At 62.7% G+C, this 21928-nt stretch carries 21 protein-coding genes; 12 read left to right on the top strand and 9 right to left on the bottom strand.

Features of this window, described 5'->3' with window-relative positions:
• The first annotated feature begins 198 nt into the window (after positions 1-198).
• From AC0L2D_RS08560 to AC0L2D_RS08570, 3 genes are read left to right on the top strand one after another with little or no spacing between them, the layout of a single operon-like run.
• Positions 199-810 carry a shikimate kinase gene (locus AC0L2D_RS08560; protein ID WP_024503735.1) on the top strand — a complete coding sequence of 204 codons (612 nt, stop codon included), beginning with the start codon at positions 199-201 and terminating at the stop codon, positions 808-810.
• Entirely contained in the window at positions 807-1943 is a 1137-nt protein-coding gene (gene aroB, locus AC0L2D_RS08565; protein WP_473540809.1) for a 3-dehydroquinate synthase, read from the top strand. The genes AC0L2D_RS08560 and aroB overlap by 4 nt, the downstream gene beginning before the upstream one ends.
• The gene (locus tag AC0L2D_RS08570) at positions 1940-2833 is read left to right on the top strand and encodes an HlyC/CorC family transporter (protein WP_064993085.1); all 894 of its coding nucleotides are present in this window, start codon (positions 1940-1942) and stop codon (positions 2831-2833) included. The genes aroB and AC0L2D_RS08570 overlap by 4 nt, the downstream gene beginning before the upstream one ends.
• A gap of 24 nt (positions 2834-2857) precedes the next feature.
• Here the strand turns inward: AC0L2D_RS08570 and AC0L2D_RS08575 are convergent, their stop codons facing one another.
• From AC0L2D_RS08575 to AC0L2D_RS08585, 3 genes are read right to left on the bottom strand one after another with little or no spacing between them, the layout of a single operon-like run.
• Positions 2858-4399 carry a SpoVR family protein gene (locus AC0L2D_RS08575; RefSeq protein ID WP_473540810.1) on the bottom strand — a complete coding sequence of 514 codons (1542 nt, stop codon included), beginning with the start codon at positions 4397-4399 and terminating at the stop codon, positions 2858-2860.
• A gap of 9 nt (positions 4400-4408) precedes the next feature.
• Positions 4409-5719, bottom strand: a complete 1311-nt coding sequence (locus tag AC0L2D_RS08580) for a YeaH/YhbH family protein (protein ID WP_024503738.1) — start codon at positions 5717-5719, stop codon at positions 4409-4411.
• Between the two features lie 17 nt (positions 5720-5736).
• Positions 5737-7686: a PrkA family serine protein kinase gene (locus AC0L2D_RS08585; RefSeq protein ID WP_473540811.1), complete on the bottom strand. Its 1950-nt coding sequence runs from the start codon at positions 7684-7686 to the stop codon at positions 5737-5739.
• A 242-nt stretch (positions 7687-7928) separates the two neighbouring features.
• On the opposite strand from AC0L2D_RS08585, the gene AC0L2D_RS08590 reads away from it, so the two are divergent.
• Together AC0L2D_RS08590 and AC0L2D_RS08595 are read left to right on the top strand one after the other, a co-directional pair.
• On the top strand, positions 7929-8735 hold the full coding sequence (locus AC0L2D_RS08590; RefSeq protein ID WP_013529363.1) for an alpha/beta hydrolase: 807 nt from the start codon (positions 7929-7931) through the stop codon (positions 8733-8735).
• A 98-nt stretch (positions 8736-8833) separates the two neighbouring features.
• Positions 8834-10387: an acetolactate synthase large subunit gene (locus tag AC0L2D_RS08595; RefSeq protein WP_473540812.1), complete on the top strand. Its 1554-nt coding sequence runs from the start codon at positions 8834-8836 to the stop codon at positions 10385-10387.
• Positions 10388-10402: 15 nt separating this feature from the next.
• Here the strand turns inward: AC0L2D_RS08595 and AC0L2D_RS08600 are convergent, their stop codons facing one another.
• A complete protein-coding gene (locus AC0L2D_RS08600) occupies positions 10403-10705 on the bottom strand; it encodes a BolA family protein (RefSeq protein ID WP_013529365.1) in 303 nt (100 codons plus the stop codon).
• 181 nt (positions 10706-10886) lie between these two features.
• Here AC0L2D_RS08600 and AC0L2D_RS08605 point away from each other — a divergent pair, with 181 nt between their 5' ends.
• The 4 genes from AC0L2D_RS08605 to AC0L2D_RS08620 all read left to right on the top strand — a co-directional run bounded on the left by AC0L2D_RS08605 (position 10887) and on the right by AC0L2D_RS08620 (position 16027).
• Positions 10887-11516 carry a J domain-containing protein gene (locus AC0L2D_RS08605; protein ID WP_013529366.1) on the top strand — a complete coding sequence of 210 codons (630 nt, stop codon included), beginning with the start codon at positions 10887-10889 and terminating at the stop codon, positions 11514-11516.
• A 123-nt stretch (positions 11517-11639) separates the two neighbouring features.
• A complete protein-coding gene (gene cobS / locus AC0L2D_RS08610; RefSeq protein WP_013529367.1) occupies positions 11640-12626 on the top strand; it encodes a cobaltochelatase subunit CobS in 987 nt (328 codons plus the stop codon).
• A gap of 474 nt (positions 12627-13100) precedes the next feature.
• A complete protein-coding gene (gene cobT / locus AC0L2D_RS08615) occupies positions 13101-15002 on the top strand; it encodes a cobaltochelatase subunit CobT (protein WP_013529369.1) in 1902 nt (633 codons plus the stop codon).
• On the top strand, positions 14999-16027 hold the full coding sequence (locus AC0L2D_RS08620; RefSeq protein ID WP_473540814.1) for an esterase-like activity of phytase family protein: 1029 nt from the start codon (positions 14999-15001) through the stop codon (positions 16025-16027). Before cobT ends, AC0L2D_RS08620 begins: the two co-directional genes overlap by 4 nt.
• A gap of 11 nt (positions 16028-16038) precedes the next feature.
• Here AC0L2D_RS08620 and AC0L2D_RS08625 read toward each other — a convergent pair whose 3' ends face one another.
• From AC0L2D_RS08625 to rpmB, 3 genes are all read right to left on the bottom strand, one after another.
• Positions 16039-16710 (bottom strand): hypothetical protein, encoded by a 672-nt coding sequence (locus tag AC0L2D_RS08625; protein ID WP_473540816.1) that lies wholly within the window; start codon positions 16708-16710, stop codon positions 16039-16041.
• Between the two features lie 59 nt (positions 16711-16769).
• Positions 16770-17450: a queuosine precursor transporter gene (locus tag AC0L2D_RS08630; RefSeq protein WP_024503743.1), complete on the bottom strand. Its 681-nt coding sequence runs from the start codon at positions 17448-17450 to the stop codon at positions 16770-16772.
• 184 nt (positions 17451-17634) lie between these two features.
• Complete coding sequence (rpmB, locus tag AC0L2D_RS08635; protein WP_013529373.1) at positions 17635-17931, bottom strand: 50S ribosomal protein L28; 297 nt, start codon at positions 17929-17931, stop codon at positions 17635-17637.
• A 258-nt stretch (positions 17932-18189) separates the two neighbouring features.
• Between rpmB and AC0L2D_RS08640 the strand changes: the two genes are divergently transcribed.
• Genes AC0L2D_RS08640 through AC0L2D_RS08650 form a run of 3 tightly spaced genes read left to right on the top strand, consistent with a single transcriptional unit; the run spans position 18190 to position 20607 of the window.
• A complete protein-coding gene (locus AC0L2D_RS08640; protein ID WP_063169105.1) occupies positions 18190-18978 on the top strand; it encodes a DUF3108 domain-containing protein in 789 nt (262 codons plus the stop codon).
• A gap of 34 nt (positions 18979-19012) precedes the next feature.
• Positions 19013-19924, top strand: a complete 912-nt coding sequence (yddG, locus tag AC0L2D_RS08645) for an aromatic amino acid exporter YddG (RefSeq protein ID WP_473540817.1) — start codon at positions 19013-19015, stop codon at positions 19922-19924.
• Positions 19921-20607, top strand: coding sequence for a lysoplasmalogenase (locus AC0L2D_RS08650; RefSeq protein ID WP_024503745.1), 687 nt, complete (start codon positions 19921-19923; stop codon positions 20605-20607). The genes yddG and AC0L2D_RS08650 overlap by 4 nt, the downstream gene beginning before the upstream one ends.
• 1 nt (position 20608) lies before the next feature.
• On the opposite strand, the gene AC0L2D_RS08655 is transcribed toward AC0L2D_RS08650, so the two are convergent.
• Positions 20609-21037, bottom strand: coding sequence for a cupin domain-containing protein (locus AC0L2D_RS08655; protein WP_024503746.1), 429 nt, complete (start codon positions 21035-21037; stop codon positions 20609-20611).
• A gap of 22 nt (positions 21038-21059) precedes the next feature.
• Positions 21060-21827, bottom strand: coding sequence for a hydroxyacylglutathione hydrolase (gene gloB / locus AC0L2D_RS08660; RefSeq protein ID WP_013529378.1), 768 nt, complete (start codon positions 21825-21827; stop codon positions 21060-21062).
• Positions 21828-21928: the final 101 nt, after the last annotated feature.

A 21928-nucleotide genomic window follows, 5' to 3' on the forward strand; every position in this document is an offset into this window, starting at 1 on the left:
GTCTTCTTGTTCTGCGTTTCCAAACCCTGTCCCCTTATGGGACGCCAATCCGGCCAATTCAAGGAAGAAGCTGGGGCCTGTTAGCAACTTCTGATGCAGACCCTGCCGGTCCATATCGGGTTCAAGGCACTTGCCACGCTTGACGCAAACGGGCTTTTCATGTCGATACGCCGGCAAAGAGGGCCTTCGAAACATCCGATGAACGCGCTGCCAGCAAATCCTCCAGACGAGAACCACGCCGCGTTGCTCGGCAGGCTGGGCAGCCGTTCCGTCGTCTTCGTCGGACTGATGGGCGCCGGCAAGACGGCGATCGGCCGCAAGGTGGCGACGATGCTGGCGCTGCCCTTCATAGACAGCGACCAGGAGATCGAAAGCGTCTCGCGCATGACCGTTCCGGAATTGTTCGAGCGCTACGGCGAGACCGAATTCAGGGCGCTGGAGCAGCGCGTCATCCTGCGCGTGCTGGAAAACGGCCCGCAGGTGCTGTCGACCGGCGGCGGCGCCTTCATGAATGCGCAGACGCGCGAGGCGATTGCAGCGCAGGGCGTCTCGGTGTGGCTGAAGGCCGAACTCGACCTTCTGATGGATCGCGTCGCCAAGAAACAGAACCGGCCGCTCCTGAAAAGCGCCGACCCGCGCGCCGTGCTGGAGCGGCTGATGGGCGAGCGCTATCCGGTCTACGCGACATCGGACGTCACAGTGCCGACCCGCGACGACCGCAAGGAAGTCATCGCGACCGAGGTGGTGGACGCGCTGTGCCGGCATTTCGGCATTGATCAGGCGGCTGCGACGGGCGAGGTGGAACAGTGAGCATCGAGGCACCCGTTGTCGTCGAAGTCGGCCTTGGCGACCGGACCTACGACATTCTGATCGGCTCGGGGTTGTTGGCCCGCGCGGGTGCGGAAATTGCGCGCCGGCTGCCGGGCACACGCGCCGCGGTCGTCACCGACGCCAATGTCGCTGCAGCGCATCTCGGTGCGCTGAAGGCAGGCCTCGAAACGGGTGGCATCCAGCCCGCCATCATCACACTGCCGGCCGGCGAGAAGACCAAGAGTTTTGCCCATCTCGAAGAGGTGGTCGACGGTGTGCTGGCTGCGAAACTGGAGCGCGGCGACATCGTCATCGCCTTCGGCGGCGGCGTTATTGGCGACCTTGCCGGCTTTGCCGCCGGCATCGTGCGGCGCGGGATGAATTTCGTGCAGATTCCGACCTCGCTGCTGGCGCAGGTCGATTCCTCGGTCGGCGGCAAGACCGGCATCAACAGCCCACGCGGCAAGAACCTTGTCGGCGTCTTCCATCAGCCGAAACTGGTGTTGGCCGACACAGGGGTGCTCGACACGCTGCCGATCCGGGAATTCCGCGCCGGCTATGCCGAGCTCGCCAAATACGGGCTCATCGACCGGCCGGAATTTTTCGCCTGGCTGGAAAAGAATTGGGTTCAGGTTTTTGCCGGCGGGCCGGAGAGGGCGCAGGCGATTGCCGAAGCCTGCCGCGCCAAGGCCGACGTGGTTGCGCGTGACGAGTTCGAGACCGGCGACCGCGCGCTGCTCAATCTCGGCCACACATTCGGCCACGCGCTGGAAGCCGCCACCCAATATGACGGAAGCCGCCTCGTCCATGGCGAAGGGGTCGCCATCGGCATGGCGCTGGCCTACCGGTTCTCGTCGCGGCTCAATCTGGCCAGCCCCGACGATGCCGCGCGCGTCGAGGCGCATCTGCGCGCCGTCGGCCTGCCCTGGCGGATAGCCGACATCCCGGGCGAATTGCCTGATGCCGAGGCGCTGCTTGCCTTCATTACCCAGGACAAGAAGGTGTCGCGCGGCGCGCTGACCTTCATCCTGACGCGCGGCATCGGCCAGGCTTTCATTGCCAAGGATGTTCCGGCATCGGAAGTGCTGTCGTTTCTGAGGGAGAACCACCCAAAGGAAAGCGACCGGAGATGAACGAGCCCGGCTGGATCGTTGTCGCCGTCCTTGCCATCCTCATCGTGCTGCTCGTTACCGTGCGCACGCGCCTGCTTGCCATGTTCGGGTACGAGCTTTCACGCATCGAGCCGCAGCGCTCCAGCCAGGACGAATTGCGCGGCGCGGTCGACGATTTCCGCCGCGACGGCCAGGTGGTGCGCGAGGATCGCGACCGCGTCGGCGGCCTGTTCGATCTCGCCGAGCTCGAAGTCTCCGACATCATGGTCCACCGCACCAACATGCGCTCGGTCAATGCCGACAATGCGCCGGAAGCGGTGGTGCGCGAGATTTTGCAAAGCCCGCACACCCGCATGCCGCTGTGGAAAGGTTCGCTCGACAACATCGTCGGCGTGCTGCATGCAAAGGATCTGCTGCGCGCCTTGAACGAAGTCGGCAACGATTTCTCCAGGATCGACGTCATGAAGATCGCTTCGAAACCTTGGTTCGTGCCCGACACCACGACCTTGCAGGAACAGCTCAACGCCTTCCTTCGCCGCAAGGCGCATTTCGCCGTCGTCGTCGACGAATATGGCGAGGTCGAAGGGCTGGTGACGCTGGAGGACATTATCGAGGAGATCGTAGGCGAGATCGCCGACGAGCACGATGTCGACATACAGGGCGTCAAGCAGGAGGCCGACGGCTCCGTGGTCGTCGACGGTACGGTGCCGATCCGTGACCTCAACCGGGCTCTCGACTGGAACCTGCCGGATGAGGAGGCAACCACCATTGCCGGCCTCGTCATCCACGAGACGCAATCGATCCCCGAGGAGAAGCAGGCTTTTACGTTCCACGGCAAGCGCTTCATCGTCATGAAACGCGACAAGAACCGGATCGCAAGGCTGAGGATCAGGCCAGCCGGCGACGCCTGATGTGCGCCGGGAGACCGGGTGCCGTCATCCCGCGATCTGGCTCGTCGAGCGTTCGTGGATCGTCGCGCCGGTCTCGGCATCCATGGCCGCCAGGCTGACTTCATAACCCCAAAGCCTGCGGATGTGACGAAGCGTGGCGTCGCGGCTGGCATCCTCGAGAAGGATGCCGTCATTGACCTTGTGCTGCAGCCGCAAATGGCGGTCGCCGAGCAGATCGACATCCACCACCTGAATGTCCGGCCGGTTCGCGCCGAGATCATAACTGTTGGCGAGCGCGGCGCGTATCTTGGCGTAGCCGCGCTCATCGTGGATGGACGCGACCAGGCAATGCGGCTGGTCGGCAGCGTCGCCGAGCACAAAAAACCGCCATTTCCGGATCAAGGCCGGGCTGAGGTACTGGCGGATGAAGGATTCGTCGCGATGCTCGGCCCAGGCGTCCAGCAGGACCTCGCGCCAGTTGCCCTGGCCGGCCATGTCGGGGAACCAATCGCGGTCCTCGGCCGTGGGTTTGGTCGAGATGCGCTGAATGTCCTGCATCATGTCGAGGCCGAGAGCATACGGGTTGATGCCTGAAAAACGCGGATCGTCGAAGGCCGGCTGGAAGACCACGTTGGAATGATTGCGCAGGATTTCGAGCATGGCGCCTTCGCTGATCTGGCCGCGGTCGAACAGCATGTTCATCAGCGTATAGTGCACGAAAGTGGCACAACCTTCGTTCATCACCTGTGTCTGCCGTTGCGGGTAAAAATATTGCGCGATGACACGAACGATCCTGATGATCTCGCGCTGCCAGGGCTCCAGGACTGGGCTGTTCTTTTCCAGGAAATAGAGCAGGTTTTCCTCGGGCAGATTGAGCGATTTCTTCCACTCTGGGTCCTGGCCCTTGTCGTTGGCCGCTTGCTGCGAGGCCGGCAGCGTACGCCACAAGTCGTTGTAGGAGCGTTCCTCGTATTCGAGACGCTCGCGAATTCCTTCGCGTTGCCGTTCCGACGACAACCTCGGCGGCCGGTGATAGCGGAACACGCCCTGATCCATCAGCGCGTGGGCGGAATCGAGAACAGCCTCGACGGCGGCGAGGCCCTGCCGCTCCTCGCAGCGGACTATGTAGCCCTTGGCGAAGTCCAGGTAGCTGAGGATCGCACCCGCATCCGTCCACTGTTTGAACAGCTGATTGTTCTTGAAGAAATGATTGTGCCCGAGCGCTGCGTGGGCCGTCACCAGGGCCTGCAGGGCCATGGTGTTTTCCTCCATTAAATAGACGATGCAGGGATTGGAATTGATGACCAGTTCATAGGCAAGCCCCCGCCCGCCCTTGCGATAGAGCAGATCCTGGTGGAGGAAATGTTTGCCGAAAGACCAGTGACGGTACATCAATGGCATGCCGATGGACGAATAGGCGTCGAGCATCTGCTGCGACGAGATGATCTCCATCTGAACGGGATAGGTGTCCAGATGAAGCTCTTCGACCGCAAGTGCCTCGATAGCGTCATAGGTCCGCGACAATGTTTTGAAATCCCAGTCGGACCCTGAAAAAAGCAGGCTGGATTTGCTCGCTTGTCTGGCCATCGGGAACCCTCATGCCCTCTTGAGGGCGGCCGGCTGCCTGCCAAAGAGCTGGCGAAAAACCGGATAGATATCGGCGGGTGTGGCGATGCGGCTCATCTGGAAGTTCGGCCATTTCTGGTCGATGGAGTTGTAGGCACGCCACAGCGATGTCCCGTTTTCTGTCGAGCCGAAAATATGAGCTTCACGCTCGTCGATGATCTCGACATAGGCAAAATACTGGCACAGCCGCATGAGCTCGCCATTGAGCAGCGAAATGCATCGCTCCGAATCGCCGGCGAAATTGTCGCCGTCCGAGGCCTGGGCGGCATAGATGTTCCAGTCATGGGCCGGGTAGCGGCTGGTGATAATACGGTGCATTTCCTCCAGCGCGGTGGAAACGACGGTGCCGCCGCTTTGGGTGTTGTAGAAAAATGTTTCCTCGTCGACCTCCTGAGCCAGGTGCGTGTGGCGGATGAAGACAATCTCGATGCGGTCGTAGCGCCGTTTCAAGAACAGGTGCAGCAAGACGAAGAAGCGCTTGGCCAGATCCTTCTCGCGCTCGCCCATGGACCCGGACACGTCCATAAGACAGAACATGACGGCATTGGCGTTCGGCACCGGCCGGGAATCGAAGCGGTTGAAGCGGATGTCGACCGGATCGACATAGGCAATCCGGCGGCGGCGGCGTTCCAGCCGGTCGAGCTCTTCGCGCAATGCCGCAATACGCTGGCGCGCGTCGGCGCTGGATGGCGTCGACTCGAGCGAGGCGATTTCCTCGAGGATCGCATCCAGTTCGACCTGCTTGGGGCGCCTCAGCGCAATGCGGCGGCCGTGGCTGTTGCGCATTGTGCGGCCAACATTGATGTTGGTCGGCGAACCTGTGGCGGCGAAGCCGGCTCTGCGCGGCTTGAAGGCAAGGATCTCCTTGAGGTTGAGCTTGACCATGTCCGGGAGCTCGAGATCCTCGAAGAAAAGATCGAGCACTTCCTCGCGCGACAGCACGAAACGAAAGTCGTCTTCAGATGCCTTGTTTCCCGGCGACGATGCTCCCCCGCCGCCCCCGCCGGGTTTGGGGATCAGGTCTCCAGCGGAGAAATGCCTGTTGCCCGGCAAGATGTGCTGGCGCCTGCCGCTGTCGCGGGCGTTGTTGAAGCTCGGCTCGCTTGTGCCTCTTTCGGGCATGCGCACGGCATGCTCGGAATCCGCGTCGGCGATCCTGCCGGTGCGGATCTGATCGCGTATGCTGCGTTTCAATTCCTCGCGCGCGCGTCGCAGGAAGCGCTGGCGATTGCCGAGGCTTTTGTCTTTCGGGTTCAGGCGGCGGTCGATGAAGATCGGCATGGAACCATCCGGGTTCTCTAACCCGCCCTGTTCACCCGCATGTACCAGTCCACAAGGCGACGCACCTGCCGCTCGGTGTAGCCGCGCTCGACCATCCGCTGCACGAATTCATTGTGCCGCTTTTCCGTGACACTGTCCTGCTTGGAGCCGAAACTGATCACCGGCAGGAGGTCCTCGACCTGGCCGAACATACGTTTTTCGATGACTTCCCGCAGCTTTTCGTAACTTGTCCACGCCGGGTTGCGGCCATGGTTTCTTGCACGGGCGCGCAGGGTGAATTTCACCACCTCATTGCGGAAGTCCTTGGGATTGGCGATGCCGGCCGGTTTTTCGACCTGTGAAAGCTCGTTGTCCAAAACCTCGCGGTTGAGGATCTGGCCTGTGTCGGGATCCTTGTAGTCCTGGTCTTCGATCCAGGCGTCGGCATAGGCGATGTAGCGGTCGAAAAGGTTCTGGCCGTACTCGCTGTAGGATTCCAGATAGGCTTTCTGGATCTCATGGCCGATGAATTCGGCATACCGCGCGGCCAGCTCGGACTTGATGAACTCCAGATAGGCGGCTTCCGTCTCCTTCGGAAACTGTTCGCGCTTGATTGCCTCCTCCAGGATGTACATGAGATGCACGGGGTCGGCGGCCACCTCTTCGGTGTCGTAGTTGAAGGTCTGCGACAGGATCTTGAAGGCAAAGCGCGTGCTGACGCCTGCCATGCCCTCATCTACGCCGGCGGCGTCCCGATATTCCTGAACCGACTTTGCCTTGGGGTCGACTTCCTTGAGGTTCTCGCCATCATAGGCGCGCATCTTGGTGTAGAGCGGCGAATTGTCGTGCTCGGCCAAGCGGGTCGAGACGGTAAACCGGCTGAGGATGTCCAGCACCTCTGGAGCGCAGGGACTGGCGGCCAATTCGCTCTCCCGCAACAGTTTCTCGTAGATCTGCCGCTCTTCGGTTATCCGCAGGCAATACGGCACCTTGACGACGAGGATGCGATCGAGGAAAGCCTCATTGTTCTTGTTGTTCTTGAATTGCAGCCATTCCGACTCGTTGGAATGGGCCACGATGATCCCCTGGTAGGGAAAGGCGCCGAAATTTTCGGTGCCGTTGTAGCTGCCTTCCTGGGTGGCCGTCAGCAGCGGATGCAGGACCTTGATAGGCGCCTTGAACATTTCGACGAATTCAAGCAGGCCCTGGGTGGTCCGGTTCAGTCCACCGCTATAGGAATAGGCGTCCGGATCGGACTGGCTGAAGTTTTCCAATTGCCGGATGTCCACCTTGCCGACCAGGGCCGAGACGTCCTGATTGTTCTCGTCGCCGGGCTCGGTCTTGGCGATGGCGATCTGGCGCAGTCGCGACGGCATCAGCTTGACGACGCTGAACTTGGAAATGTCGCCGGAAAGTTCGTCGAGGCGCTTGGCCGCCCATGGCGAAATGAGCCCGTTCAAGCGGCGTCGTGCAATGCCGTATTTATCCTCCAGCAGGTCGCCCATGCGATCGGGATGGAAAAGGCCAAGCGGCGATTCGAAAACCGGGCTGACCTGGTTGCCGACCTTCAGCGTGTAGATCGGGCGCTGTTCCATCAACTTCTTCAGCCGCTCGGCAAGGGAGGATTTGCCGCCGCCCACCGGGCCGAGCAAATAGAGGATTTGCTTGCGCTCCTCGAGCCCCTGGGACGCATAGCGAAAATAGCCGGCGATGCGCTCGATTGTATCCTCCATGCCGTAGAAATCGGCGAAGGAGGGGTACACTTTCAGGGTCCGGTTGGAGAAAATACGGCCGAGCCGCTCATCCTTGCTGGTGTCGACCAGGTTCGGCTCGCCGATCGCCTCGATCATCCGTTCAGGCGCCGAGGCATACATCGACTTGTCCTCGCGGCAGGCAAGGAGATATTGCTGGATGCTGATCTCTTCCTGCGCCGCGTTGGTGTAAATTTCCGAAAAGAGATCGAAGACGTCAGACTGGTTCTCTCGCATGATGCTTTTGCCCTCGGAGCCGCTGTGGCTTCCATTCGGCTCGTCTCGCATTCAACTGCCGGGGGGCACCGTTTGTTCCCTTCATGTGAAGAGGTGGCCGCGATCTTAAGGATTGAGGCTACTCCGCGAGACCAAAGCGCTCGTTGCGGAGCCGTATTCAGCGCGGGTAGCGGGTGTGTTGCGAACCCCTGACTGGACGGCTGGGGCGGCCGCGTGCAGTCTTGCCTTGCCAGGAGACAATGATGATCGATCGACGAAGCCTGATCATGGCCTCCATGGCGGCGATGCTGCCGTTGGAAGCGTCGGCCGCGTGGAAAACACGCCGGCCCACGCCAGAAACCTTCGACTACGGGCCGGCCAAGCTCGACATCTACGCGCCCGATGGTGCAATCGGCCTGCCGGTCGTGTTTTTCGTTCATGGCGGCACCTGGCAGTTTGGCAAACGCAGTCAGGTGGACGCCAAACCGGCCTTCCTGCTGGCCAACGGCTTCTGCTTCGTCTCCATCGATTACCGCATGCTGCCGCAGGCCAATGTCGCCACCCAGGCTGGTGACGTCGAAAAGGCCTATGCCTACATCAGGGCCAATATCGCCCGGCATGGCGGCGATCCTAACCGCATCGTCGGCATGGGCCATTCGGCCGGCTGCCATCTGGTTGCGCTGACCGGCATGCGCGGCGGATTGCCGGGCATAGCCGCGCTCATCCTCGACGACACCAGGGCCTATGATCTTGCAGCACTTGCCAAGAATGGCGGTATGGTCCGGGCCTATGCCCGCGTCTTTTCCGATCCCGCGCAATGGGCGGCACTTTCGCCGGCCAGCTATGTCGACGGCCGCAAGCACCCGCCGACTTTCATCGCCTATTCGCGGGCATCGGGCCGGAGCGAGGACTCCAAGGCCTTTGCCGAGCGCCTGCGCTCGACGGGCACCAAGGTTACGCTGTTCGACGGCAGCGCCTATACGCATATGTCGATCAATCGCGATTTCGGCGAGGACGGCGACGCGTTGACCGCGGCCGCGCTGGCATTCCTGAAATCGACGGTTGGCTGATCTTTACGGCACTGGATTAGATCAAAAGTAGCGGCAGGACATTGCTGCGGGTGCTCGCGGGTGCAACTGCTCTGCGATCTTGAGCGGGAGGGAATTGCATGAACGGCGCCGATGTCCTGTGTGACGTGCTTCTGGCCAATGATGTGACGGTCTGCTTCGCCAATCCCGGCACCTCCGAAATGCACTTCGTTGCAGCGCTTGACCGCAAGCCGAAAATGCGTTGCGTGCTCGGGCTGTTCGAAGGCGTGGTGACGGGTGCCGCCGATGGCTATGCGCGGATGACCGATCGGCCGGCCGCGACGCTGCTGCATACCGGTCCCGGCCTGGCCAATGGGCTGGCCAACATGCACAATGCCCGGCGTGCCTTCAGCCCGATGATCAACATCGTCGGCGACCACGCCTCTTACCATCTGCCGCTCGATGCCCCACTCACCAGCGATATCGAGAGCCTTGCGGCGCCGATGTCCAACTGGGTCGGCCGCGTCAAGGGTCCGGCCGATGTCGTGCCGGCAGCTGAAGCGGCCTTTCGCGCCTCGCTGACACCACCCGGCGTCGCGACCCTGATCCTGCCGGCGGATGCCGCCTGGGGCGAAGTCGACGCCGTTTTGCCCGGCAAGGTGACGTTGGCGCCGACGCCGGCCGTCGATATGGACGCGGTACGCAAGATCGCCGCGGCGATCCGTGCCGCTCCGGGGCGGGCCGGCATGATCGTTCGCGGAAAGGCCGCGCGCGCCGATGCGCTTGCCATCGCCGGGCAGATCTCGGCGGGCAGCGACGTCCGGCTGTTCGGCGAGGTTCTGATCGCACGGATGCAACGCGGGCGCGGGCGTGCCGCGCCGACCCGCATCCCCTATCCGGTCGATGCGGCGATGGCTGTGCTGAGCGACGTCGATGTTCTGATCCTGGTCGGCGCAAAGGAGCCGGTTGCCTTCTTCGCCTATCCGGGAAAACCGGGACGGCTTGTCCGGGAAGGCTGCGAGGTGCTGACATTGGCCGCCCATGGCGACGATCTGCATGCGGCGCTGGAGGCGCTTCGCGACGAACTTGGCATCAAGCCGTCGCAACACAAGGTGCTGGCGGCCGCTTTTCCCGACGAGGCAACGCCGAACGGCAAGCTGACGGAAGATGCCGTCGCACTTTCGGTGGCGCGCAAACTGCCGGCCGATGCGATCGTCTGCGATGAAGCGGTCACCTCGGCCAGGCGTTTCTTCGCGCTGTCGGCCTTTGCCGCGCCGCACGACTACATGATGGGCACGGGCGGATCGATCGGTGGCGGCATCCCGATGGCGACCGGGGCGGCAATTGCCTGTCCCGACCGCAAGGTGGTCAATCTCGAAGCCGACGGCAGCGGCATGTACACGGTGCAGGGACTGTGGACGCAGGCGCGGGAAAAGCTCGACGTGGTGACGATCGTGTTTTCCAACCGAACCTATGCGATCCTGCATGGCGAGATGAAGAATGTCGGCGTCAGCGCCATCGGCGAGAACGCCAGGCGCATGCTCGACCTCGACCATCCCTCGCTCGACTGGGTATCGCTGGCCAAAGGCATGGGCGTGGAGGCGGCTCGCGCCGATACGTGCGAGCGCTTCGACACGTTGCTGGACAGTGCGCTGTCACGGCGCGGGCCGTTCCTCATCGAAGCGGTGCTCTGAGCGCGGGGAAGCGACCTACCAGCGGGTCTTTTCGCCGGGAGCCGCGGGTTCGATCGCCAGCGCGTGCACGCCGGCCTTCAGTTCGTCGGCAAGCAGTTCGTTGACGGCGCGGTGACGGTCGATGCGGCTCATGCCGGCAAAGGCGGAAGCGACGACGCGGACGCGAAAATGCGTCTCGCCGGTGCCGTCGTAAGTGCCGTGATGGTCGGAGCCGTGATGGTGGTGGCCGGCATGGAGATGGCTCTCGTTGATGATAACCAGCCTGTCCGGCGAAAATGCCTTGTTGAGCTTGTCTTCCATGGTCGCCTGTATGGACATCGCCATCTCCCTTCACCACATATCGTTGGCGTCTCGGCCTGGAAACCGAAAATCGGTTTCGCGAGGGGCCGCCGCCGCGCAACAAAATCCGCCATTCGCCTGCTTTATGCCGCGATTCAGCGGTTAGGGCGATGATCGCGAAAATGTCAATTCTTGTTTCGCATCTGCGAACGCCCCATAAATGGGTAAGATGAAGCCGTACCCCAAATATTTCGAGAAGATTCGCGTCCGCCCCGACAAGGACGCGGAGCTGAAGTCGCACTCGCCGATCTGCCAGTGGGACGGCTGCAAGGAAGCGGGCACCCATCGTGCGCCGGTCGGGCGCATGAAGGAGGGTGAGTATTTCCACTTCTGCTTCGATCATGTGCGCGAGTACAACAAGGGCTTCAACTACTTTTCCGGCGTACCGGACACCGAGGTCGCGCGCTTCCAGAAGGAAGCCATGACCGGGCACCGGCCGACCTGGAAGATGGGCGCCAACGGGGCCTCGACCCGGTCGTCGCCCGATATGGCCCAGATGCGTTCCGGCCGCGCCGGCTACTATAACCGCATGCGCGACCCGTTCGACCTGTTCAAGGGACCCAAGGATCCGCGCGAGGCGCGCGAGCGCAAGGCCAAGCCGCTTGAGGCCAAGGCGCTGGAAACGCTTGGTCTTGATACAAAGGCGACTGGCAAGGAGATCAAGGCGCGCTATAAGGAACTGGTGAAACTACACCATCCGGATGCGAATGGTGGCGACAGAGGTTCGGAAGACCGGTTCCGCGATGTGCTGCAAGCCTATCGCGTGCTCAAACAGGCGGGCCTGTGCTGAGCGACCATACGGTTCGTGTCGTTTTCCAACTTTCATAAGGTTGGAAAAGGCTTTAAGACCGCCCCCGGACAAAATCGATTGCCGGCGAAATCAGACGTTTCGCCCGTGGAGACGTTGAGAGATATGAACAAGGTCGATCGCGACATCGCCAACCTGCCCGACACGACGGTGTCGGTGAAGGAGAAATTCGGCTTCGAATCCAAGATGGTGGTGCCGGCCTATTCGGTGACATCGGAGCATGTGCCCGACATCGACCCGGACTATCTGTTCGACAAGAACACGACGATGGCGATCCTTGCGGGCTTTGCCTACAACCGCCGCGTCATGGTGTCGGGCTATCACGGTACCGGCAAGTCGACCCATATCGAACAGGTCGCCGCCCGCCTCAACTGGCCCTGCGTGCGCGTCAACCTCGACAGCCATGTCAGCCGTATCGATCTCGTCGGCAAGGACGCGATCGTGGTCAAGGACGGGTTGCAGATCACCGAATTCCGCGACGGCATCCTGCCCTGGGCCTACCAGCACAATGTCGCGCTGTGCTTCGACGAGTATGATGCCGGCCGTCCGGATGTGATGTTCGTCATCCAGCGCGTGCTGGAATCGTCAGGCCGGCTGACGCTGCTCGACCAGAGCCGGGTTATCCGCCCGCATCCGGCCTTCCGGTTGTTCTCGACCGCCAACACGGTCGGCCTGGGCGACACCACCGGCCTCTATCACGGCACCCAGCAGATCAACCAGGCCCAGATGGACCGCTGGTCGATCGTCACCACGCTGAATTATTTGCCGCACGACAATGAAGTCGCCATCGTGCTGGCCAAGGCCAAGCACTATCGCGACGGCAAGGGCAAGGACATCGTCAACAAGATGGTGCGCGTCGCTGACATGACGCGCTCGGCCTTCATCAACGGCGATCTGTCGACCGTGATGAGCCCGCGCACGGTGATCACCTGGGCAGAGAATGCCGAGATATTCGGCAATATCGGCATGGCGTTCCGGCTGACCTTCCTCAACAAGTGCGACGAACTGGAGCGCTCGGTGGTGGCCGAGTTCTACCAGCGCGCCTTCGGCGAGGATCTGCCCGAGAGCGCCGCCAACGTGGTGCTGGGCTAAGACCGCTCCATGGGAACGACCCACCGGACGTTCCTATGGAGTCTTGTATTCCTCTGCTTTGGTCTCAGTCAGGCAGCCATGGCCCAGAACCAACCACTCAAACCTGGGCAGACTTGGACGTATCACGGCGCGACACCAGTATCCTCGCGTGTGATCATAGGCGCTGTCGATTATCCGGAAGGCGAAAGTCAGCCGATCGTATCGATCTCAGTCTCTGACGCGCCGATACCTAATGACGGAAAGCAGCTGCAAACAATCCCTCACCTCCCTGTAGCGGCTGACGTACTGAGAGAAAGTCTGGTTGAACTTGAGGGTGTTCGTCCAATTCCCGACGGGTTTGACCACGGATACAGTCATTGGAGACAGGCATATGACAGTGGGAAAGGCGGCTATTTTACGATCTCGGTCGAAGAGATTATCGGCCTCCTGCGCACTCAGCTTGGCCAGCGGCCAGCGGTACAATAGAGATAGATGATGGCGGGTCCGGGCGACAACACGCGCAACAAGTCGAAGACGGGCTCTGAAGCCGACAGCTTCAAGCGTGCCGTCACCGTCTGCATGCGCGCCATTGCCGGCGACAAGGAACTGGAAGTCGGTTTCGCCAAGGACCGGCCGGCGCTCGCCGGCAGCCGTGCGCGTCTGCCCGAATTGCCGAAGAAGGCGTCGAAGACCGATATTGCGATCACCCGCGGCCTCGGCGATTCCATGGCGCTGAAGCGCGCCTGCCACGATGTGCGCATCCACACCAAGCTGGCGCCGGAAGGCAAGGCGGCCCGCGCCATCTATGACGCGGTCGAACAGGCCCGCGTCGAGGCGATCGGCTCACGCGCCATGCAGGGCGTCGCCGACAATATCGGTTCGATGCTGGAGGACAAATACGCCAAGGCCAACCTCGTCGACATCAAGGACAAGGCCGACGCGCCGATCGAGGAAGCTCTTGCCCTGATGGTGCGCGAGAAGCTGACCGGCCGTCCGGTCCCGAAAAGCGGCGAGCGGCTGGTCGAGCTCTGGCGCCCCTGGGTCGAGGAGAAGGCCAAGGCCGACCTCGACGGATTGTCGGCCAAGCTCGGCGACCAGCAGGCGTTCGCCCGGGTCGTGCGAGAGATGCTCGCTTCCATGGAGATGGCCGAGGAACTCGGCGACGACCAGGAGACGGAAGATTCCGAGGACAATGACGACAACCAGCCGCAAGGCGAGGAGCAGAGCGAGGAGGGCGGCGAAGAGGATTCCGGCTCCGAGCAGTCGCAGTCCGAGGATGCCGAAGCTTCGGCCGATGACGAGCAGTCGGCCGAGACGGAAGCCTCCGACGCCACCGCCGACGATTTGTCCGACGATGACGACGCCGATGCCGAAACACCCGGCGAAGCGCGCCGCAACGACAATCCCTTCACCAATCTGCCGAAAGAGATCGACTACAAGGTCTTCACCACCGCTTTCGACGAGACGGTCGGCGCCGAGGAACTGTGCGAAGAAGAAGAGCTCGACCGGCTGCGCGCCTTCCTCGACAAGCAGCTCGCCAACCTGTCCGGCGTCGTCGGGCGGCTGGCCAACCGCCTGCAGCGCCGGCTGATGGCGCAGCAGAACCGCTCCTGGGACTTCGACCTGGAAGAGGGCTATCTCGACCCGGCACGGCTGGTGCGGGTCGTCATCGATCCGATGCAGCCGCTGTCGTTCAAGCAGGAGCGCGACACCAAGTTCCGCGACACGGTGGTGACGCTGGTGCTCGACAATTCCGGCTCGATGCGCGGCCGGCCGATCACGGTCGCCGCCACCTGCGCCGACATATTGGCGCGCACGCTGGAGCGCTGCGGCGTCTCGGTCGAGATCCTCGGCTTCACCACGCGGGCGTGGAAGGGCGGGCAGGCGCGCGAGAAATGGCTGAAGGACGGCAAGCCGCCGAATCCTGGCCGGCTCAACGATCTGCGCCACATCATCTACAAATCGGCCGACCATCCGTGGCGGCGGGCACGGCGCAATCTCGGCCTGATGATGCGCGAAGGCCTGCTCAAGGAAAATATCGACGGCGAGGCGCTGCTGTGGGCGCATAACCGGCTGATCGCCCGGCCCGAGCAGCGCAAGATCCTGATGATGATCTCGGACGGCGCGCCGGTCGACGATTCGACGCTGTCGGTCAATCCGGGCAATTATCTCGAACGCCATCTGCGCGCCGTCATCGAGCTGATCGAGACGCGTTCGCCGGTGGAACTCTTGGCCATCGGCATCGGCCACGATGTCACGCGCTACTACCGCCGCGCCGTCACCATCGTCGATGCCGAGGAGCTGGCTGGCGCCATGACCGAGCAGCTGGCTTCGCTGTTTGCCGAGGAAAGCGCGAAGGATACGCGGCGCGGCGGTGGTATGCGGCGCGCCGGATGATCTCCAGGCGCGGCGGCTTTCAGCAGACGCTTTTCGCCGCCATCGCCCTGCTTTCCGGCTTGGCTTCGGCGGCAGCCGGTTCGCCCGACTCTGGTTCTGTCGAACCGGTCGAAATCTCGGCCCGCCCGATCACCGAATTTCACATTGGCCGTGCCGACAAGCAGTTCGGCCCTTTCGAATTCGTCGGCGGGCTGGAGATGACCTCGCCCACACGCGATTTCGGCGCGCTGTCGGCCTTCCGCTTCCGGAAAGCCGGGAGTGACTTCATCGGCGTTGCCGACACCGGCTTCTGGTTCTTCGGCACGGTGGTCCGCGACGCGGAAAAACGGCCCTCCGGCATCCAGAATTTCCGCATGCAGCAGATGGTCGACGAGACCGGCCGGCCGATCGACAGGAAATGGGAGGTCGATGCGGAAGGCCTCGCGGTCAAGGACGGCATTGCCACCGTCGGCTTCGAGCGCAGCCACCGCGTCGCCCAGTTCAAGATCGACCCCAACGACATGAAGGCGTCGTTCAAGCCGCTGGATTTCGTCGTTCCGGCCCAGGAGCTGCGCCAGAATCGCGGCTTCGAGACCGTCACCCACGCCAATGCCAACGGTCAGCATGAGGGCGGCCTGGTCGTGGTCTCCGAAAAGAGCCTCGACAAAACCGGCAACATCTATGCCGCCATCATCGAAGGGCCGCACAAGGGCGTCTTTACTGTCAAGCGCAACGGCGATTTCGACATCACCGACGGGGCCTTCCTGCCGGATGGCGATCTGCTGCTTCTGGAGCGCAGTTTCTCGATGGCGAGGGGCGTCAAGATGCGGCTGCGGCGCATCTATGGCGAAAGCGTCGAGAAGGGCGCGGTCGCCGACGGGCCGGTGCTGCTGGAGGCCGACATGGGCTACCAGATCGACAATATGGAAGGGCTCGACGTCTGGACCCGCGACGACGGCGCGCTGATGGTGTCGCTGATCTCCGACGACAACCACTCGATCCTGCAGCGCAACCTCTATCTGGAATTCATCCTGCACCAGGATTGAGCCCGCCGGCTTTACGTCTTGGTGGCGATCCAGATGATATGGCGCGCGCCGCGCTTGCCGTTGGCGCGCGTACTGACCTCTTCGACCCCGAAGCCTGCCTGCTTCAGCCGCCGCGTGAAGCCGATGTCGGGGCCTTGCGACCACACCGCCAGCACGCCGCCCGACTTGAGGGCGCTGCGTGCGGCTGCGAGGCCCTGCAGGCTGTAGAGCGCGTCGTTGGATTTGTGGACGATGCCTTCCGGGCCGTTGTCGACATCGAGCAGGATGGCGTCCCAGGCCGCGGGCTGCGAGCGTATCAGCTGCCCGACATCGGTCTCCTGGATGGTGACGCGCGGATCGTGGAGACAGCCGCCAAAGATTTCGGCCATCGGACCGTGCGCCCAGGCGACAACGGCCGGCACCAGTTCAGCGATGACGATTCCGGCATCATTGGCCAATTCTGCAAGCGCGGCGCGCAAGGTAAAACCCATGCCAAGCCCACCGATCAGGATTGTTGGCTGGCTATGGCCGGCAATCCGCCCGCAGGAGAGTTTTGCCAGCGCTTCCTCGGAACCGCTGAGGCGGCTGTTCATGAGCTCGTTGGTGCCCAGCATGATCGAGAATTCGGTGCCGCGCCGCTTGAGGCGAAGTTCTTGTCCGCCGTCTGGGGTCTTCGCTGAATCGAGCTGGATCCACGCGATCATGATCTTTGTCCGACCATGATCTTTTCCGAAAACGGGGTCCCACTTTTCGGGATCATGGTTTAAGCCGCAACCGCGGGCTGGCTCCAGCGGGCGGCGAGCAGCCGGTAGGGGATGAGTGCGACGACGGCGATGATCAGCTTCACCGAGAGATCACCAAGCGCCCAGGAGATCCAGCGCATCGCCTCGACATGGAAGACGCCCATCAAGGGTGCGTTTTCCAACGCAAAGCCGTCGTTTGGTCCGGCGAAGGCAAAGGCAGCCGAGAAAGCGACGGTGAAGAACACGGCGGTGTCGAACACCGACCCGACCAGCGTGCCGATGATCGGCGCCCGCCACCAGCTCTGCCGGCGCAACCGGTTGAACACGGTGACGTCGAGCAGTTGCGCGGAAAGGAACGCCGCTCCGGACGCGGCCGCGATACGCACCAGCCGGTCGGCGGCGGTCTCGAATTCGATCAGGCCGTGACGGAACAGGAAGGGCGGGACAAGGATCGAGCAGATCACCGCCGTCATGAAGCCGACAAGGACGATCCGGCGCGCCACAGTGGGTCCGTAGCGGCGGTTGGCGAGGTCGGTGACCAGGAACGAGAAGGGATAGGTGAAGGCCCCCCAAGTCAGAAGGTCGGCCAGCGAGAGGCCCCCGATCTGGCCCTGCATCGGGAATTGCACGAGAATGTTCGATGCCACGACGACAAGCGCCATGGCGGCCACGAAGGGCAAATACCGCGAGAAGGAAGTCATTTTTTTATCCTGGGTAATGGAACCAGCCAAGCATCGTGCCCATGCGGGCGATGCTCGCCTTCGTATGTGGGCACCGGATTGCCAAAACCTTGCGGCTTCGATCCGATGCCCCAAGGCCAACAAGATGTTGGCCAGAGGCCAACAAGATGTTGGCCAGGGCGGTCGTCCCCCGCCTTTGAACTGTTTAAGCGGCAGCCTGCTCGGCGGTCTTCTTGGCGATCTGCTTCTTCAGCAGACGGGCGCGCTGCGACAATTCCTTGACGTCGGCCTTGGCCAGGAAGGCGTCGAGACCGCCGCGATGTTCGACCGAACGCAGTGCGTTGGCCGAAATGCGCAGGCGCACATTCTGGTTCAGCGCTTCCGAAATCAGCGTCACATTGACGAGGTTCGGCAGGAAGCGACGCTTGGTCTTGTTGTTGGCGTGGCTCACATTGTTGCCGGACATGACTGCCTTGGCAGTGAGTTCGCAGGTGCGGGACATTGTTCTAACCTTCAGTTCTCGGGGTCTGCCAAACACTCAAGCCCACGCCGGGTGGCGCGCGGTTCTGGTCAGGCGGCCTTATGGAAAAAGTTGGCGTTCCATAGTTGCATTTCGCCGAGGCGTCAAGCTCCTGCATTGCCCACGGCGCGCCCGGCATTTTCATATTAAGGCCGGAATTCATCCTATAAGCGGTCTCATAGGGACATGCCAGACCGGAGTTGCCCGCCTCCGGCCGAAAATCAAGGACCCGATCCCGCCATGCTTCGTTCGTCACATGCCTTTGCCGCCATGCTTGCCGCAGCCTTGCCGTCCGCCGCGTCTGCTGCCTCGCCGCAGTCGTTCAAGGGCGAGTATACGGTGTCGTTCCTTGGACTTTCGATAGCGAAATCAACGTTTTCCAGCCGTTATGAGAACGGCGCCTACGCGATCGAAGGCAGCGTCAGCGCGGCAGGGTTGGCAAAACTGTTCGACGACACGCGTGGCACGATCTCGTCCAAAGGCACGATTGCGGGCAAGAGGATGGTGCCGCAGGCATTCCGCGCCGATTACACCTCCGGCAAGAAGGCATCGGTGGTCGACATCCGCTTTGCAAATGGCAGGGTCACCTCGACGCAGGTCGTCCCGGCGCCGGGCAAGCGCGACCCCAAGAGTTGGGTGCCGCTCGGTGCCGGCGACCTGGCATCGGTGCTCGATCCGATGGCTGCCACCGTCATCCATGCCGACAGCCTCGACCAGGTCTGCGGCCGCACGGTAAAGTTCTACGACGGCGAGATGCGCGCCGATCTGACGCTGACTTACGCTTCGAAGGGCACGATCTCGGTGCCGGGCTACAAGGGCGACACGGTTACCTGCCGGATGGGCTTCGAGCCGGTGGCTGGCTATCGCAAGGGCCGCAAGGCGCTCAACTATCTCAAGAGCAAAAGCCGCATGATGGTGACGTTTGCACCGCTCGGCCAAACCGGCGTATATGCGCCGATCCATGCCACGGTGGGCACGCAGATCGGCACCTTGACCATCAGCGCCGGACGTTTCGAAGCGGTACAATAGCCAGGCGCAGAATTGGCGCGCCACTGGAGACAGAATGGGGCGCGCAACACTGATCGGCTTTTCGGCGGTCGCCATGTGGGCGCTGCTCGCACTGCTCACCGATGCGTCGGGCCAGGTGCCGCCGTTCCTCTTGTCGGCGATCACCTTCTCGATCGGCACCGGTGTCGGGCTGGTCGCGCGGCTGTTCATGCCGGCACCCGACAAGAGCCACAAGATACCGCCGCAGGTGTGGCTGATCGGCATTGCCGGGCTGTTCGGCTACCACTTTTTCTATTTCACCGCGCTGCGCAATGCGCCGGCTGTGGAGGCGAGCCTGATCGCCTATCTATGGCCTTTGCTGATCGTGCTCGGCTCGGCGCTGATGCCGGGCGAAAAACTGGCCTGGAACCATGTCGTCGGCGCGCTGCTCGGCCTTGCCGGCACCGTGCTGATCGTCACCAAGGGCGGGGGCCTCGCCTTCGACGCCCGTTACGCCTTCGGCTATGCGATGGCCGCCGTTTGTGCCGTGCTGTGGTCGTTCTATTCGCTGTTGTCGCGGCGCTTCCCGTCGGTGCCGACCAGCATCGTCACTTGGTTCTGCGCGGCGACCGCGGTGTTGTCGCTCGCCTGCCACCTGGCGCTGGAACAGACGGTTCTGCCTGACGGTGCCGGCCAGTGGCTGGCCGTGCTCGGCCTTGGCCTGATGCCGGTGGGGGCGGCCTTCTATGCCTGGGACATCGGCGTCAAGCGCGGCAATATCCAGGTGCTGGGTGCTGCAAGCTACGCCGCACCGCTGTTGTCGACGCTGGTGCTGATCGCGGCCGGCGTCGCCGAGCCGTCGCTGCGCATCCTCGCCGCCTGCGTGCTCATCACCGGCGGGGCCGCACTTGCAGCGAAGTCGCTGTTTCTGCGCAAACCGGCGGCTGAGAGCGGAGCCAGGGCATCCCAAAGCGGAGCCGGGGCATGACGATGCCGTTTGCCGGCGGCATCGACGCAAATGCCAATGCGACACTGATCTTTTCGCTGGCGGCGGCGGTGATCTACGCCTTTACGCTTGGCATGCCACCAACGCTCGCCCGCTCGGCGGCAAAGACGCTCGCCGTGGCGATGCTTGCCGTGCTGGCCGGGCTGCAGGGCGGCCCACTGCTGCTGGCCGCCGCGCTCGCCCTCAGCGCCGTTGGCGACGCATTCCTGTCGCGCGACGGTGAAAAGGCCTTCCTCGGCGGGCTGGCCAGTTTTCTTGTCGCCCACATCGTCTATGTCGCGCTGTTCCTGCGCAGCGGTGGCGGGTTGGGGGTGCTTGGCGCCGAGTCGTGGCGCGGAGCGATCGCGCTCGCCATGGCGGTGTTTGCGGCCGTCATGCTGGCGGCGCTGTGGCGGCGCGTCGGTCCCGGCCTGCGTATCCCGATCGCCGTCTATGTCGCTGCGATCCTGGCAATGGGTATCTCGGCGCTGACCACCAGCAACGTCTCCGTGATCGGCGGCGCGCTGTTGTTCATGGCATCCGACGGGCTGCTCGCCACGGAGAAATTCCTGGTGGCCGCCATCTCGCCGCACCGCGCCTGGATGCGCTTCGCCGTCTGGGCGCTGTACTACGCCGCCCAACTCGCGATCACGCTTGGGTCCCTGCTATATCCGGGCTCTTATTGAGCTACGGTTGTTTCGGCTGCCAGCCGGGTGCTGCCAGTTCGAAGGCGGCAAACTCGAAGCCCGGCGCGACGGTGCAGCCGACCAGCGTCCATTCGCCGAGGCTGCGCGCCGATTGCCACCGGCCCGCCGGCACGACGATCTGCGGCCGCTCACCGGCTGCGAGATCGATTCCAAGCACCTGCTCCACAACGGTGCTGCCTTCTTCCCACATTGCCAGTGCCAGCGGGGCGCCGGCATGGAAATGCCAGACCTCGGCGGCGTCCTTGACCCGGTGCCAGGCCGAAACCTGATGCTCCTCAAGCAGGAAATAAATGGCGGTCGAATGGCCGCGCGCGCCGCCAGTGCCATCGCGAAAGGTCTCGGCATACCAGCCGCCTTCCGGATGCGGCTTCAGCCCGAGCGTCGCGATGATTTCGGCGGAGCTGGTCATGGCGTCGACGATATCACGGGCTCTAGAAGTTGTCCTTGCGCTTGCGGATTTCGGCAAAGACCTCGGCGTCGGAAGCCTTCTCCAGCCCAAGATGCTTGCGGATCGCCGGGTCGTGCCAGCGCAGGAAGGGATTGGTCGACAGTTCCTCGCCGATCGTCGTCGGCAGCGTCGGCTTGTTCTCGGCGCGCAGCTTTTCGATCCTGGCGGCGCGTTCCTTCAATGCTGAATTGGACGGATCGACGGTCAGCGCGAAACGGGCGTTGGAGAGCGTGTATTCGTGGCCGCAATAGATGGCCGTTTCAGCTGGAAGTGCAGCCAGCTTCTTCAGCGAATCATACATTACCGGCGGCTTGCATTCGAACAGCCGCCCACAACCCAGCGCAAACAGCGTGTCGGCGGTGAACGCCACGCTCGAGGCCGGCAAATAATAGGAAACGTGGCCGGCAGTGTGGCCGGGGGTGGCGATGACTTCGATCCTTTCATCGCCAAGATGGAGAACCGAGCCGTCTTCGACGGTCTCGTCGATGCCGGGGATCTTGGCCTTTTCGGCCTCCGGGCCGACGATGCGCAGCTTGAAGCGCTCCTTCAGCGCCAGATTGGCCTCAACGTGATCCATGTGATGATGTGTGGTCAGGATCATCGTCGGCGTCCAGCCGGTGCGCTTTATCGCGGCCAAGATTGGCGCTTCCTCGGGCGCATCGATGATCGCGGTCTGGCCGCTTTTGGGGTCATGCACCAGCACGCCGAAATTGTCGCTGCGGCACATGAACTGTTCGATTTCGACCGGCATCACATCTCTCCGTTATGGCCGCAGACATAGGGCGCTTGCGGGTCGATGTCATCCCGGATGTCGAATGACATTCCCGGAATGTCGGGTCGTCGCGGCCTTTT

It is taken from the genome of Mesorhizobium sp. WSM4833 (genome assembly GCF_055811095.1).